General features: G+C 39.9%; 15 protein-coding genes. 9 read left to right on the forward strand and 6 right to left on the reverse strand.

All coding sequences use genetic code 11. The features are described from left to right. Window positions 1–30 precede the first annotated feature (30 nt). From QUE86_RS14155 to ccoG, 8 genes are all read left to right on the forward strand, one after another. On the forward strand, window positions 31–1158 hold the full coding sequence (locus tag QUE86_RS14155; protein ID WP_130051794.1) for a M14 family metallopeptidase: 1128 nt from the start codon (window positions 31–33) through the stop codon (window positions 1156–1158). 288 nt (window positions 1159–1446) lie between these two features. Then, window positions 1447–2949 carry an alanine/glycine:cation symporter family protein gene (locus QUE86_RS14160; RefSeq protein ID WP_130051793.1) on the forward strand — a complete coding sequence of 501 codons (1503 nt, stop codon included), beginning with the start codon at window positions 1447–1449 and terminating at the stop codon, window positions 2947–2949. Between the two features lie 151 nt (window positions 2950–3100). Then, window positions 3101–3427 (forward strand): hypothetical protein, encoded by a 327-nt coding sequence (locus QUE86_RS14165; RefSeq protein WP_130052303.1) that lies wholly within the window; start codon window positions 3101–3103, stop codon window positions 3425–3427. A 1-nt stretch (window position 3428) separates the two neighbouring features. After that, window positions 3429–3710: a YeaC family protein gene (locus QUE86_RS14170; RefSeq protein ID WP_054561213.1), complete on the forward strand. Its 282-nt coding sequence runs from the start codon at window positions 3429–3431 to the stop codon at window positions 3708–3710. Then, window positions 3700–6381, forward strand: a complete 2682-nt coding sequence (locus tag QUE86_RS14175) for a DUF349 domain-containing protein (protein ID WP_286257968.1) — start codon at window positions 3700–3702, stop codon at window positions 6379–6381. Before QUE86_RS14170 ends, QUE86_RS14175 begins: the two co-directional genes overlap by 11 nt. A 54-nt stretch (window positions 6382–6435) precedes the next feature. Then, window positions 6436–6993 carry a YceB family lipoprotein gene (locus QUE86_RS14180; RefSeq protein ID WP_130051790.1) on the forward strand — a complete coding sequence of 186 codons (558 nt, stop codon included), beginning with the start codon at window positions 6436–6438 and terminating at the stop codon, window positions 6991–6993. A gap of 112 nt (window positions 6994–7105) precedes the next feature. Continuing rightward, window positions 7106–8512: a sigma-54 interaction domain-containing protein gene (locus QUE86_RS14185; protein WP_178926832.1), complete on the forward strand. Its 1407-nt coding sequence runs from the start codon at window positions 7106–7108 to the stop codon at window positions 8510–8512. A gap of 151 nt (window positions 8513–8663) precedes the next feature. Continuing rightward, window positions 8664–10046 (forward strand): cytochrome c oxidase accessory protein CcoG, encoded by a 1383-nt coding sequence (ccoG, locus tag QUE86_RS14190; protein ID WP_130051788.1) that lies wholly within the window; start codon window positions 8664–8666, stop codon window positions 10044–10046. Between the two features lie 29 nt (window positions 10047–10075). Here ccoG and QUE86_RS14195 read toward each other — a convergent pair whose 3' ends face one another. From QUE86_RS14195 to QUE86_RS14205, 3 genes are all read right to left on the reverse strand, one after another. After that, complete coding sequence (locus QUE86_RS14195; RefSeq protein ID WP_130051787.1) at window positions 10076–10492, reverse strand: hypothetical protein; 417 nt, start codon at window positions 10490–10492, stop codon at window positions 10076–10078. A gap of 183 nt (window positions 10493–10675) precedes the next feature. Continuing rightward, window positions 10676–11581, reverse strand: coding sequence for a M14 family metallopeptidase (locus tag QUE86_RS14200; RefSeq protein WP_130051786.1), 906 nt, complete (start codon window positions 11579–11581; stop codon window positions 10676–10678). A 62-nt stretch (window positions 11582–11643) separates the two neighbouring features. Then, window positions 11644–12234 carry a hypothetical protein gene (locus tag QUE86_RS14205; protein WP_286257974.1) on the reverse strand — a complete coding sequence of 197 codons (591 nt, stop codon included), beginning with the start codon at window positions 12232–12234 and terminating at the stop codon, window positions 11644–11646. 152 nt (window positions 12235–12386) lie between these two features. Between QUE86_RS14205 and QUE86_RS14210 the strand changes: the two genes are divergently transcribed. Next, window positions 12387–13424: an AI-2E family transporter gene (locus tag QUE86_RS14210; RefSeq protein WP_130051784.1), complete on the forward strand. Its 1038-nt coding sequence runs from the start codon at window positions 12387–12389 to the stop codon at window positions 13422–13424. 59 nt (window positions 13425–13483) lie between these two features. Here QUE86_RS14210 and QUE86_RS14215 read toward each other — a convergent pair whose 3' ends face one another. Genes QUE86_RS14215 through QUE86_RS14225 form a run of 3 tightly spaced genes read right to left on the reverse strand, consistent with a single transcriptional unit; the run spans window position 13484 to window position 15892 of the window. Next, entirely contained in the window at window positions 13484–13900 is a 417-nt protein-coding gene (locus tag QUE86_RS14215; protein ID WP_130051783.1) for a hypothetical protein, read from the reverse strand. Further along, complete coding sequence (locus tag QUE86_RS14220; protein WP_130051782.1) at window positions 13887–15224, reverse strand: ATP-binding protein; 1338 nt, start codon at window positions 15222–15224, stop codon at window positions 13887–13889. Before QUE86_RS14220 ends, QUE86_RS14215 begins: the two co-directional genes overlap by 14 nt. Further along, window positions 15218–15892, reverse strand: a complete 675-nt coding sequence (locus QUE86_RS14225) for a response regulator transcription factor (protein ID WP_054552907.1) — start codon at window positions 15890–15892, stop codon at window positions 15218–15220. The genes QUE86_RS14220 and QUE86_RS14225 overlap by 7 nt, the downstream gene beginning before the upstream one ends. Window positions 15893–15894 lie beyond the last annotated feature (2 nt).

Raw genomic sequence — 15894 nt, forward strand, 5'->3', positions numbered from 1 at the left:
AGAATTATATTTAACCAATAGGTTTATAAAATGAAAATCACCAGCAATTTTGATAGTGGTAATATCAAGGTTATTGAAGCCGTTGATCCACTGAACATTCAATTAGAAATTAATAAAGACAATCAGTCTGATTTTTTCCAGTGGTTTCACTTTCGTCTTGAAACAACTGCGTTTCAAAACCATAAATTACATATTAATAATCTAGAAAATTCAGCCTATCCTGATGGCTGGGAGGGTTATCACACGGTTGCATCATACGACCGTCAAACGTGGTTCCGTGTTCCGTCTGAGTACGCAAACGGCACACTATCATTTGAAGTTGAGCCTGAGTGTAGCAGTATGTATTTTGCTTACTTTGCACCTTACAGCTATGACCGTCACTTAGATTTACTTGCATGGGCACAAAGCCAGCATGCGTGTGAATTAGAAACATTAGGTGAAACACTTGATGGTCGTGACATGAGTGTATTACGTGTGGGTATTCCTAGTAGTGAGAAGAAGAAAATCTGGATCACGGCGCGTCAACACCCAGGCGAAACAATGGCTGAGTGGTATGTTGAAGGATTACTTCATAAATTACTTGATGATGAAGACCCACATGCAGCTGCGTTACTATCTAAAGCAGTATTCTACATCGTGCCAAATATGAACCCAGATGGCAGTGTGCGTGGTCACCTACGTACTAACGCTAAAGGTGTCAATTTGAACCGTGAATGGCAAACACCGAGCATGGAAAATAGCCCTGAAGTTTTCTTAGTGCTTAACAAAATGCGTGAAACGGGCCTTGATATGCACTTAGATATTCATGGTGACGAAGCAATTCCTTATAACTTTGTAGCGGGTAGTGAAGGTATCCCAGGCTACGATGATCGCTTAAAAGAGTTAGAAGATAGCTTTAAAGCTGCGCTTTTAACTGTGACGCCTGAGTTCCAAGACGAACATGGTTATCCAAAAGATGAGCCGGGCCAGGCTAACTTAACTGTCGGTTCTTCTGCTGTCGCGCATGAATTTAATGCATTAGCTTACACGGTAGAGATGCCATTTAAAGATAACGATGATTTACCAGATCCAGATTACGGCTGGTCAGATCGTCGCTCGTATCAGTTTGGTCAAGATACGTTAGCGGCTATCGTTAACGTGGTTGATAAATTAAGATAACGAACCTTTACGGGCATCAGCAAAACTGATGCCCGTAATTGTATCTGTAGACTGAAAAATGACGGTGTAGAGCAAGATGCATCGAATGTTAACTAGGTGGGTACATTTGTCATATTGAAAATTAACTGTTAACAAACTTGGTTGGTTTAAGTTAATATTCAATATGTTCAGCTGAGAAGTACCAAAATCTCATTTTTTTATTTCTCACAGTCATAGTGTCGCGCATTCTCACAAGCTCACGCTGAGTATCGTAACTAACAATAAAAAATATAATCATAGAGGATATCCATGGAAGCTTTAGTAAGCGCCGTTAATGACATAATTTGGAGTAGTGCACTCATTTATTTATGTCTAGGTGCAGGTCTGTTTTATTCCGTTTTAACCCGATTCGCACAAGTTAGACATTTCAAAGAAATGTGTAAATTATTGCTAAGCTCAAATAATTCAGATACGGGTATTTCTTCATTTCAAGCGCTAGCTGTATCGTTATCTGGCCGTGTAGGTGTAGGTAATATTGCTGGGGTTGCTGCAGCAATTGGCTTTGGTGGTCCAGGTGCGATTTTCTGGATGTGGATTGTTGCGTTTTTAGGCGCAAGTACTGCGTATGCAGAGTCAACACTTGGTCAGATTTATAAATCAGAAGAAGACGGCCAATATCGTGGTGGTCCTGCATATTACTTCGACCGTTGCTTACAACAAAAGTGGCTAGCCGTATTATTCGCGGTATCAGCGATTATCGCCTGTGGTGTATTCCTTCCAGGCGTTCAAGCTAATGCGGTAGGTAATGCATTCACTCAAGTTTTCGGTGAAGGTACACTGGTTAGCACCAGTTTTGGTGAAGTAGGTAGCTTCAAGTTAGTAGCCCTTGCAATCATCTTAATTGTGCTGGCATTTATTATCTTTGGCGGTATTAAACGTATCGCAAACTTCACCCAAATTGTAGTGCCGTTTATGGCGTTAGGTTACATCGTTTTAGCTTTAATAGTGGTGTTCTTAAACCTAGATAAAGTACCGGGTATTTTCTCAATGATTTTATCTGATGCCTTCACAGCTCAAGCTGGCTTTGGCGCAGCAATTGGTTGGGGTGTTAAACGTGGTATTTACTCAAATGAGGCAGGTCAAGGTACCGGCCCACATGCAGCATCAGCTGCTGAAGTAGATCACCCAGCACAACAAGGCTTAGTACAAGCATTCTCTGTTTATGTTGATACTATCTTTGTATGTACAGCAACAGCGCTAATGATTCTAATCACTAAACAATACAACATTGTTGGTGAGTTACCTGCAGGTCAATTCATTGTTCAAAACGTTGATGCTGCAACTGAAGTAGGCTCTGCTGCTTTCACGCAAATGGCATTATTTAGTGTATTCGGTGGCTTTGGCGAAGCATTTGTTGGTATTGCTTTATTCTTCTTCGCATTTACCACAATTCTTGCTTATTACTATATTGCTGAAACCAATGTTGCTTATTTAAACCGTTATTTCAAAGGCAATATTCCGTTAGTTATCGTAAAGCTAGTTATTATGTTTATGGTGGCTTATGGGATGGTGAATAGCTCAGGCTATATCTGGAATATTGGTGATATAGGTGTTGGTTTAATGGCGTGGATCAATATTGTTGGTATCTTAGCTATTTTCTTTGTCGCTAAACCTGCTCTTAGTTGTTTACGTGATTATGAAGACCAAAAGAAAGCCGGTGGTGAAATCACTTTTGACCCAGTTAAATTAGGCATTAAAAATGCTACTTTCTGGGAAAAGCGTCTAGCTGAAAAGGCGAAACAGAAACAATAAATCAGGATTTTGAGTTTTTGTGATGGATTTAATTGTGCAGGTTTTCGAATCTTCACAAATGAATGAAATTCAAATAAGACATCGACTCATAAAACAAGTACAATAAAGGGCGCCTTAAGGCGCCTTTTTTATGCGTAGTATGGAGAAAGATATGGCGATTATTAGTTGCCCGCAGTGTGCAAAACCAATATCTGACAAACATAAACAATGCCCGCATTGTGAATGCCAAGTCACCGATCTAAGCAATGAGCAATTGCAGCAAATGCAAAAAGAAACGCGTATTCGTAGACAACAAAAGTTTATGAATCAGTCTTTCCTCGCACTGATTTTATTTTTAGGGGGCTTTTTCTGTTATTACTTTATGCACCCCGAAGCAAAGTCTCTTGAGTGGTATGCTTATACATCGGCAATGGCAGTCGGTTTTGTATGGTATCTCGTAAGTCGCATCTATTTAGTTGTTTTAAAAAAGAAAAAGTAACATGAATATTGATCATATCGTTAAAAATATCACCCCAGAAGTATTTGAACGTCTTCAGTATGGTGCCTCAACTGGAAAGTGGCCTGATGGCACGCCTTTGTCTGAAGAGCAAAAACAACAAACCGTTCAACTCGTGATGCTTTATCAAGCTAAAGTTTCGCAAAGCAATGAGCAGTTTACCATTGGCGCAAATGGTGAAATGGTGCAAAAGAGCAAAGCTCAATTGCAAAAAGAATTCGCATCAGAAAATGAAATAGCTAGGTTTAGTGAAAATGATCTTTAAACACCTGTTTACTCCAAAATGGAAGCACCCTAAAAATCAAGTTCGTTTAGCTGCGGTTGAACGTCTTGATACAGAGCGTGACCTTAGTATTTTAAATAGCATTGCTCTTGAAGACAGTTCTGCTGAGATCCGTAAAAAAGCCCTGAACAAAGTCAATGATATTGTTCTATGGTGGCAAGCATACAAACAAGATCAAGCACTTAAAGACGTTGCAGAGCAACATATAAACCAAGCGGTGTTAAACACTGATAGCAAACTAGATGCAAACATCAAAAATGAGTTTATTGAGCGTTATGCACCAGTAAAAACGCTTGAAAAACTTGCGTTTGCAGAAAAAGAAATTCAAGTTCGGGTTAAATTATTAAAACGCTTAGCAAATCCAAGTTTAATTGATAAAGCCTTTAAAGAAGGCCGCGAAGAACTGCAATTGCAACTTGTTGAGCTTGTCATTAGTCACCAACTTGCTAAATCACTACTTAAACATGCAAAAGGTGAAGCGTATTCACAGCTAGCCGCTTACCTTGAAAATGAACGCCTAGCAACCGAAATGCCTGCAAAAGTTGAAGCAGATACACGTGTTGTATTAGCAAAGCTGAATGCACTTCGTGATAAAAATGATTTTCAGTTGGTATCAATGCAACAAGCTGAGTTATTACAGCAGTGGCAAGCTATTGAATTAAAATGGTTAAGCGATGAGCAAGTAAGCACGCTTGATAAAAAGTATTCAGCGATTACGCAAAAGCTTGAGTCTCATATTGCACAACTAAGCAAAGAGCATGAAGCGGCGCAGCAAGCTTTAGCTGAGCAACAGCGTCAGGTCTTAGCATTAGCAAGCCTTGAAGCAATTGGTGAAGAAATTGAAAATGCATTGCAACTGGGTTTAGAAACGCCAGAACAAATTCAGCAAGACTGGCTTGAAGCTAAAGTTGCACAAGCAAAAGATGCGTTAACAGAGGCGAATCTACCTAATAACCAAAATGTTCGTGATGTAAAACAGCACTTAACAAATTTATTCAACCAAGTTGAAGAGTTACCGCAACTAGTTACTGCTATCGCTGAGTTTAAAGATGCATTTGATAAATTAAACACGGTTGCGACAACAGAAGAAGAAAGCGAGTTTGACGGCCTGAAACAGCAGTTTGAACAACAGCAAAAATTTGCACGTAAAAAGCTGGCAAGTATTCCTAATCGCTTACAAGGTCGCTTTAAAGCAAATTTAGCTGAAGCAGTAAATAGCTGGCAGCAAGCGATGGCACCGCTTACTAATAAGTTTGAGAAGAACCAACAAACAGCAAAGCGTAAAGCACGTGATGTAAAACGCTTAATTGACCAAGGGCGCTTTAATGTTGCATTTGGTGTGTTTAAAGGTTTTGAAGAGTTATACGCTACGCTAACAGAGTATTACAAGCAGCCATTAAATAGCCTAAAAGCTGATTTAGAAGCGCAATTAGCAGAAGCAAAAGATTGGCAAAAATATGCTTCTGCACCAAAGCGTGAAGCATTACTTGCTGAAGTAAATGAATTAGCCGCAACAGAATGTACAGACCCTAAACAACGCGCTGAGCAAGTTAAACAGCTGCGTCGTCGTTGGAATGAATTAGGCCGTTTAGACACTGATGCAGAGAAACAACAAGGTGAGTTATTCGATCAGCAAATAGAGTTGCTGTTTGCACCATGTCGTGAATATTTTGCTGAGCAAGAGCAACAGCGAGAACAAGCTAAGGCACAGCGTCTTGATACAATCAAGCAAATGCAAGAGCTAACAGATCTTGATACGTCTTCTGACGAGTTCGATTGGAAGCAGTTTGAGAGTAAGTTCAATCGTACCGCTAAAGCTTGGCGCTCAGCAGGAAATGTTGACCCTAAAACGTATCGTGAACTACAAGCGCAATTCAAAGCTACGCAATCACTAGTGCAAGCACAGCTAGCTGCCTTCCATAAAGCAAATGCTGAGCAAAAAGCAGCGCTGGTAGAGCAGGCAACACAGTTATCTCAAAGCGATGATTTAGCGTCTGCGTGCCAAGAACTCAAGGTATTGCAACAAACTTGGCAAACTATTGGCTTTGCAGGAATGAAAGCAGAAAATACCTTATGGCAGCAATTTAGACGTGTTAATGACGACACCTTTGCAAAGCGCAGCGCCGAGTTTGAACAGCAAAAGCAAGTACAGCAGCAAAATGATGAAGTTGCAGCAGCGCAGTTGAGTGAGCTTGAGTCAGCACTTGAAACAGTGGTGCATCTTGCACAGCTTAAAGATTTGACAGTGAAGCTGGCTGAACTTGAGTACTCAAAAGCATTATCAGCACGAGTGAGTCAGTTAGAGACAGCGATTAGTGCAAAAACAGCGCACATTAGCAAGCAAGCAGAGCAGTCTAAGTTAACGGCTTTATTTGCTGCTCTTGAGAGCGGCAGCGAACTTCCTTCGCAATTCCAAGCTGCATTAACGACAAACTTAAATACTGCGCAGCTCTTAACTCGTATCGAAATTTTGGCAGGCGTTGAGTCAGCTGATAGTCAGTTACGTATGACAGAGCAAGTTGCGATGTTAGATGATAAACACCGTGGTGAACATGCAGATGTTTATTATTACTTAAAGCAATTACTTGCAGTCAGTAAGGGTTCAGTTTCAGCTGACACACTAGCAAGGCTTAAAACAATATTTGCAATTTAACGAATAAAACCGCTTTTTGAAGCGGTTTTTTTCCGTGTGTTTTTGAGGAAAACAATGAGAATTTTATTACTACTTACCTGTTTATTTTTAGGGGCATGTAAAAGTACAGATCAAGGAATGTCGGTGTACTCGTTTACTAATTCAGAAATTGAAGCAGCCCTTGCTAATCAATTACCAAAACTAAGTGAACAGATTAAGCTGATGGGCTTACCTGTTGATTTTGCTGTAAACGATCTGAGTGTCAATGTCGGCCCAGATAAGCGTGATGTGGTGGTTTTAGGGGCTGATTCTAGTGCTGTCATCAAAGCTTTCGCGCTTAAGTATCCAGTCCGCTTAAAGCTTCAAATCGAAGGTAGTCCATTTTATGACAGCGAGAAAAAAGCGGTCTTTTTACGAAATGTAAAACTGGTTGATACAACTTTAGATACAGCGGGTTTTAAGGGCAGCTTAAACTTATTAGATGATCAAGCAATGCAAGTGATTAACGGCTTTTTAGCGGTTAACCCTGTTTATAAATTAAATATGAACGATCCTAAAGTTGCACTACTGAGCAAATTGCCATTAGATATGAAAGTATCTCAGGGCGAAATTATCTTAGTACCTAGACTATAAAAAATATTAAAAATTTTTAAAGCGGCCTTGAGCCGCTTTTTTGTAATTACTTGTTAAGCAAGTTCAACCTTGCCATAATTGCTCGTGATATTTCGCGAAACAAGTAATTGCTATGATCAAGGAATTTTTAAACGACCCTACGTTACTGTTAAATGCAGTTGGTGAAGGGATCTATGGCTTCGATTTATCTGGTAATGCGGTTTTTGTAAACCCTGCCGCTGAGCGCATGACAGGCTGGAAAGCAGACGAGCTACTTGGTAAAAAAATACACCAATATCATCACCATACTCGTAAAGATGGGTCACCATATCCCGCAGATGAATGCCAAATATATTGCACTATGTTCGATGGTAAACATCGTCATGTAAACGATGAAGTCTTCTGGCGTAAAGATGGTAGCTATTTTGCCGTCGAGTATACTTCAACCCCAGTTTATAAAAATGGCGCCTTGATTGGTGCGGTCGCGATTTTTCGCGATGTGTCAAAACAGCAGCAAACAGAAGTGGCATTGCGCGACGCTCTAGCGCAAGTTCAGCACTTGTCTGAGCAACTACAAGCTGAGAATGCTTACCTTATTTCAGAGTTAAACGAAGATTGGCAAGATTCCGGTTTGGTTGGTCAAAGTCATTCATTCCAAAGTATGCTCGAGCAAATTACCTTGGTAAGCCAAACTAATAGTACAGTTTTGATTTTAGGTGAAAACGGCACGGGTAAAGAGCTGGTGGCACGAAACCTTCATCGCTTGAGTAGCCGTGCTGAGCAACCTTTTATAAAGGTCAATTGTGCTGCGTTTTCAGCTAATTTAATTGAGTCTGAACTATTTGGTCATGAAAAAGGGGCATTTACTGGTGCAAATGAACGTAGAAAAGGGCGTTTTGAATTAGCTGACAAGGGGACTTTATTTCTAGATGAAGTGGCAGAGCTGCCATTAGAAGCGCAAAGTAAATTACTGCGCGTGCTACAAGAACAAGAGTTTGAGAGAGTTGGTGGCAGTCAAACTTTAAAAGTTGATATTCGCGTGTTAGCTGCAACAAATCGAAACCTGTGGCAAATGGTTGAGCAGGGTAGCTTTCGAATGGACTTGTATTATCGTTTAAATGTGTTTCCTATTCGTGTGCCAGCTCTACGTGAACGCAAAGAAGATATTCCACTTTTAGCAGCAAACATAATAACTCAGCTTAATAAGCGCTTAGGTAAGCAGTTAAAGGGGCTTAGCAAAGCAACGCTCACTAAGCTGGGTAACTATGATTGGCCTGGCAATATTCGTGAATTACAAAATATCCTTGAGCGTGAAGCTATTTTATCTAAGCAGTCTGTACTACAACTCTCTGCTCCGTTGAATAATGAACAACCGGATGAGCAGGTTGTCTCGCTTGATGCTGTACAAAAACAGCATATTCTCCAGGTGCTAAAGCGTTGTAACGGACAAGTATCAGGTGATAATGGCGCTGCAACTTTACTGGGTCTTCCAGAAAGTACCCTCAGGTCAAAAATGAAAAAGTTGGCTATAACACGCTAATTCGTGAAATATCGCGAGTGTTCGTGATATTTCGCGATTTTAATATTCTTAAATTTAAATTTTCCCTTTTATATCAATGGTTTGATTTTATTTTTTGTTGGCCTGATAGTTGCTGTGTCAGGTTATTACCGACACAATAGTAAGTAGCAAAATGAAATTTGATATAAAAGAGCAAGACTTAATCATCAAGCCCTACAACCAAGATGGGCCAATTTATATTCGAGAGCAAAAAGGGCATTTCCAACGTATCCGCCGTTACTTAGGCTGGGTGCTGATGCTGACTTTTATAGCTATTCCGTGGATCCCATATGATGGTCGGCAAGCTGTATTACTTGATGTAGCAAGTCAAAAATTTACCCTGTTTGGATTAACGTTGTTACCGCAAGATTTTATGATCTTAGCCATGTTATTTATGACTGGTGCGTTTGCTTTGTTTTTCGTCACTAACTGGCTAGGTCGTGTTTGGTGTGGTTACACTTGCCCGCAAACAATCTGGATGCTTATGTTCACTTGGGTTGAACACAAAGTTGAAGGTAACCGAAACCAGCGTATTAAACTTGATAAAACAGCTTGGTCAGCAAGTAAATGGCAAAAGAAAATCACTAAACATGCCGCTTGGCTTGTGATCTCTTTACTCACATCAATGTCATTCATGGCTTATTTCATCCCGGCTAAGTCTTTATACATGAGCTTATTTACCCTAGAAATGTCTGGCATTGTAAGCTTTTGGGTATTCTTATTCGCATTTTGTACGTATGGGAATGCGGGATTCTTGCGTGAAAAAATGTGTACTGTTGCTTGCCCATATTCGCGTTTTCAATCAGTAATGTTTGATAAAGACACCTTGGTGGTCACGTACGATCAAGAGCGAGGAGAATCTCGCGGTGCTCGTAAGCGTAAAGCCGATCCAAAAGAGTTAGGCTTAGGTGACTGCGTAGACTGTAATTTGTGTGTAGAAGTATGTCCAGCTGGTATAGATATTCGTAATGGCTTGCAATATGAATGCATAAACTGTGGTTTATGTATTGATGCCTGTGATAGCACAATGGAAAAGTTCAACTATCAAAAAGGGCTGATCAAGTACGCCTCGGAAAAACAAATGGAAGGTAAAACGACCAACCCATTTAGACTAAAACTTCTTGGTTATGGTGGTTTGACGGCGCTATTTGTCGTTGGGATGGTTGTGTGGATGGCAATGCGCACACCAATCGAGGCCTCTGTAATTCGTGACCGTAATGCACTGTACCGAGTTAATTTTGAAGGCTTGGTAGAGAATCCATATACCTTATCAATCATCAATAAAACGCAGCATAGTTTGAGTTATTCAATTGGTATAAGTGGTATCGAAGAAGCAAGCTTACAATTGCCTGAAACTATCAAAGTTGAAGCAGGTCAGATGAAGCGAGTACCTGTTACTGTGGTTGCCGATGGCTATGACTTAAAGTCAAAAGTAACGCCTATCAGTTTTCACATTCAAGCATTAGAAGATGCCAATATCGCAATTACTAAAGAGACTAAGTTTTACCGAGATTAATCCAACCCCAAAATGAAAATGGCTTGTTTTTAACAAGCCATTTCTGCAAATTCGAGTTTCTTTAGCACATGGGCTTTAGCGCTATCTAAATCATCAAATAAACAGTCCATTATCTGAATTGGTGATTGTGCTTGTGCAATGATGCGTTTCATTTGATTGAGTACAATTGATGAGCTAAACATGTATGCGGTAGCGACACAGTTAGTGCTTTGTAGAGCACGTAACAATTGGATAAACCCGCGTTCGGCCTCAGGAGTAGTAGCAAGTAATTGGGTAGAATGACTAATATAAGCCCACGGCTTTCCAGCTAGATCAGAAATATGCTTTTTTATATCTACTGCAAAGTCATTGACTAAACGTGCGTTAATATTACCAGAAAATTGTCCAATTATAATTGGACCATCAGTGATGATACTGACACTGCCATAGTGATTCTTAAATTCCAATTTGCTTCCCTTTTGAATTAAAAGAGCGCGAATTTTATACAATTCTATGTATGTGTCTAGTTATTTAATATACAATTATTAAAAAACATAAATAATTCAATTTAGTTGTTTATTTGTGTGTTTTATTCATTTAAGTGGTTTGGAGTAAATTATTTATTTACTCCAAATTTAAAATATAACTAACTATTTATTAACAATATAGTTCAATGCACCGGTAATCGAGGCTACTTGTGCATCAATACAGACTTCATCATTTGCCTGTGGGCTATCAGGGTAAACTTCTGTTGTTGTCACAAATTCAGCATCAGTGAGACCCATACATAAGCCGAGTTTTTTCGCTTGGTAATGAATAACACCCAATTGGGTTTGCGGTACACCAATCAACTGGTTATTCTCATCGCTAGGTGCGATATGAGTTACTTTTTCAACAGACTTAATAATCGCTGCCTGAAACGCGTCATGTGGACGTTCACTATCAGCAACGAGATAAAAGCCATCTGGGATGTTCCAGTTATCGTGAGTGGTTGCATCACGTGCTGCAAGAGCAGGACGAAACTCACTATTATCAGTATCAGTTGTTTCATGTAGGTCGATATGCACGTAAGGTGCAATGGTATTGTCAGCTAAATACTGCATGATTGCTGCAGACTCTTCAGCTGGGCTGTCAGCGTAGAATGAGCGGTTTGGATCTGTCGCATTAGGGTTCCAGCGATTAATTGTTTCATAACCCCACGGGCTGATACACGGTGCTACTAAAATATTAAAATCGGCAAAGTAGTCTTTAGCTTTGTTCTTAGCAAACGCTAATGCGCCATGCACACCACTTGTTTCATAGCCATGAACGCCACCGGTAACCAATACTGTCGGTTTATCAGCTTGCCATTGCTTGCTCTTTAAAATGTAAAGAGGGTACTTGTCGCTGTCGTAACTTAATGCACCATACTGTTCAATATTGAAATCGATTGATAAAGACTCTAATTGCGATACAACATCATCTATATAGCTACGTTTTACTGTCTGTGATTTAAACCATGCTTTTTTATCTGCTTCGTTCCACGGTTTACCTGGGGTTCCTATAGGGTAACTCATAAAATACCTTATTCGACTTGCTACAAAACGCCAAGCTTATCTAAGCCGTTAAGTCACTGCAACTAGATAAGTTCAGTGGTAAAGGTACCTTGCTCATACAGCTTTGCGTGATGGTGCTTATGGGCCTCAAATAAGTATCTACGAAGTTCCTCTTCACCTTTGCAAACCTTTACGATCTTACCTGCAATCCCTTTACTAGTGGTTCGAATTGGCTTCACACTAAGAATAATGTGATCTCTGCTAGGTAAATCAAATGCGAGTAATATGTCTTTGTTTAGCTGTGGAGCTTGACGCTTAGGCTTGAGTAACACGCCAGTACTTGATAAAGACAATATTTGAAATTGCTCGGTATGTATTTCGAGATCAGGAGTTCGCCAGCTGCGTTCGATCCCTTTGGTATCTATCACTTCTGGTGCACTGAGTAAGGGTATCAGCTGGCCATTTTCGTCATTGATAAACTCAAGTGGAAACCAAAGCTGATAAATACCCACCTCGGCAAGTAAAGTTAGTTTGGAATTTGCTAGTAAGCCGTTTAATTTATTTGGCAAGTTGAGCCTAACAGACATTTTTGTATCGGTTGGATCGCCATCAAGGTTTTCAGCCTCGAATAAACGGTTGAAAAAAGTAAGTTCTTGTTCGGATAAATGTGCCATATAAAGCTCCTTCTTTAGCACGCTTACTTATATGTATCATAAATTGTTCAAATTATGCACGTATAATCAGCATTAATTATGCCAGAAGCTTTGTGATTTATTTTGCGGCGTATTTCACTTACACTGATAAAAAAGTTAACAAGGATTTTATTTTGTCGAGCCTGACTGGTGTAAATAAAAGTTTAGTAATATTTGCTGCTTTAGTCGTTGTTTTAGCGGGTATTAAAGCTGCAAGTGTGATTGTTATTCCATTTGTGTTGGCGGCCTTTATCGCTATTATTTGTAATCCCTTAATCCGTTTCTTTGCCAAATACGGTATCCCTAAAGGTATTGCTGTGGTTTTTGTGATGCTGATGATTGTCGGTATAGGGATAAGCCTTGCCGGTCTGGTTGGGCAATCTATGACCGATTTTTCAGAAAATTTACCTGAGTACAAGGCACAACTCAAAGAAGAGTTTGTCTGGGTGGTTAACGTTGCTGCAAGCTATAACATTTTGATTGATAAAGAGCAGATTATTTCTTTATTTGATCCAGGTAAAATGATTGATGTTGCAACTAATATGCTCACCGGGTTAGGTGGGGTGATGGCGAACCTGTTTTTAATCATATTAACTGTCGTGTTTATGCTATTTGAAGGGCCAATGCTCAGCAAAAAAGTGCATTTAGCACTCGATGACCCTGAAATGAAAATGCAGCAAGTTGACCGTTTCTTAGATTCAATTAATTCTTATCTAGCCATAAAAACAATGGTTAGTCTAGGCACAGGTGTTCTTGCAGGATTCATGCTGTGGGCACTTAATGTTGATTATTTTGTGCTCTGGGCTGTGGTGGCGTTTATGCTTAACTATATTCCTAATATTGGTTCTATTATTGCTGCAGTACCAGCGGTGTTACTTGCTTTAATCACGCAAGGCCCATTGGTAGCAGGGTTTATCGCTGGTGGATATTTAGTTATTAACACAGTGATGGGTAATATTGTAGAGCCGCGCTTTATGGGGAAAGGGCTGGGCTTATCGACGCTAGTGGTGTTTTTATCGTTGATTTTCTGGGGCTGGTTGATGGGAACAGTTGGTATGCTATTGTCAGTTCCATTAACTATGATAGTTAAAATTGCTTTAGAAACCAGCCAAGAAGGGCGATGGCTTGCTACTTTGCTAGGTAACGGTGAAGAGCTAAAACTTGAGGATTAAAAAGGCGCTTAAGCGCCTTTTTATTTTTCAAAATGATTAACGATTATAGCGACTTGGTATCACTTTAGAGGTTGTTGTAAAACCTTTACATGGTTTTTGAGAATTTCAATCTCACATTGTTTGTAGGCAATAGCGGCACTAGTGCCATTTGGCATTTTTTGTAAGTAGCGCCAACGACAACTGTCTTCTAAATAACGCTCTTGGTTTTTTATACTGCGATTAAAAATTGGTAGCAATTGGCTATTACCGGTATCTTCTTTTATTTTTTCAAGATCCATAGTGAGCTTATTAACCCACATTTTTTGGTCACGTTGCAGGTCTGCAATAACTTGATCAAGGCATTGAATATACCGCTTGGTGTCATCAGTATGGTTGCTCGCGAGCTCACAAGCTTGCTCTGCTTGAGCCTGTGATGCAGTCGTAATTAAACCTAAAAAGATGCTCTTAACGAATATGGATGTTTTATTTTTTATCATGGTAATTAAACTCTAATATAAACTCAGCGCCGGCTAGCTTCTCTGCATCTTTAATGGTTAATGTGCCATTATACGAGTTTACTAAATCAGATACGATAGCCATGCCAACACCATGGCCACTTTCGTAAGTATCGAGTCTGGTACCGCGAGTCAGTAATGATTCGCGTTTGTGCTCAGGAACACCTGGGCCATCATCACTTATGCTGAGTGTTAACTTTTTGTTCTGTTTAACCTTTATATCGACCTGTGAACGGCAAGCTTTACAGGCATTATCGATTAAATTACCGAGTAGTTCCATTAAATCGGTTTTATCACCTAAGAAATAGTCTTTTTCACTAACCTCAGAGGTAAAAATAATATCTTTATCGCGATAAACCTTGCTCATCGCGCTTAAAATTGAATCAATAACAGGTTTAATATGGGTTTGCTTTTTCCAAGTATCAGAAGCACCCGTTGCAGCTCGTTTTAATTGATGTTCGATCATCACATTAATACGATCTAACTGCTCTTGTGCATCGGCATCATTGGCTAAAGGGCTTGATTTAAGGACTGCCAAGGGGGTTTTTAATGCATGAGCAAGATCGCTTAACGAAGCCCTATAGCGCTCTTTTTGGCGCTGTTGCGATTCAAGTAATAAGTTTAAGTCGGCTTTTATGGTTTGCAGCTCTACTGGGTAGAGACCTTTTATTTGCTGATTATCGCCCGATTCAATGGCTTTAATTTCTTTATCAAGACGTTGCAATGGCCTTGCACTCCAAACAAAACCAATCGCCATAAGCGCTGCAATGGCCACACCCATTACATACATCCAATTTACTAACGTTTGTTTAAAGCCATCCATCAGCCTGAGAAGTGCATCATTACGTTTTAATAAGATAAAACGCGCATGCTCCGATTGGTCAATGTTTTCTAAAATAACGGTAAGGGTTAATTGCCAGTACACGGTCTTGTTGTATTCAACACGGCGAAAATCCGCAGAGCCTGCTGGGGCTTCAAAGTTATCTGGAATAAAATTGATGTTGGTGGCTGATTCAGAATACCAAACAGGAAGATCACCACGATAAATCATTGCATAGGTATCTGAATTTAAACGATTTAGCTCTGGAGTTAAGATGGTGCTCGGCATTACAATGCCGCGTTCAGTGAAGTCAACTTCAGAAATAAGAGAATATAAATGAGCTTCGAGGGTTTTTTCGGTCGCTTCGACCAAAGAAGCGTAGTAAGCCTTACCAATTGAGAAAAACAGAATTGGCAAGGCTACTAATAAAACAAAGACAAGGATAAATCCTTGCCTTACTTTAAGCGGTATTTGCGATGCTACCACTGACTTTTAAGCCTATAACCACGGCCACGTAATGTTTCAACTGGGTTAAGGGTACCGTCAGGGTCAAGCTTCTTACGTAAACGCAATACGAAAACTTCTATTACGTTTGAATCAAGGTCGAAGTCTTGATCATAAATGTGCTCTGTCAATTCAGATTTAGAAATTACCTTTTGTGGGTTAACCATTAGATATTCTAAAACTTTGTATTCGTATGCAGTTAAGCTAAGTTCTTTATCATTAACCCAAACTTGTTGTGAGCGAGTGTGTATTTTGATAGGACCTGCTGTCATTTCTGGGTTTGCTTTACCTGCGCTGCGGCGGATAAGTGCATTACAGCGTGCAATCAGCTCTTCAACATGGAAAGGTTTAGTTAGGTAGTCATCAGCACCTGCATCTAAGCCTTCTACTTTATCCTGCCAACGGTCACGTGCAGTTAAAATCAAAATAGGGATAGTAATCCCCTGAGCACGGGCTTTGGTAATTAATTCGATACCATCTACTTTTGGTAAGCCTAGATCTACTACCGCCATATCAAGCGGGTACTCGGTAATATGGAATAAACCAGCTTCACCATCGTGACAAAGGTCAACGCTATAACGCTCTTTTTCAAGTGCATTACGGAGGTTATCTGCTAAGTGTAAATCATCTTCAATAACTAAAATTCGCATTC

Source organism: Pseudoalteromonas apostichopi (assembly GCF_030297135.1).
GTDB lineage: Bacteria > Pseudomonadota > Gammaproteobacteria > Enterobacterales > Alteromonadaceae > Pseudoalteromonas > Pseudoalteromonas apostichopi.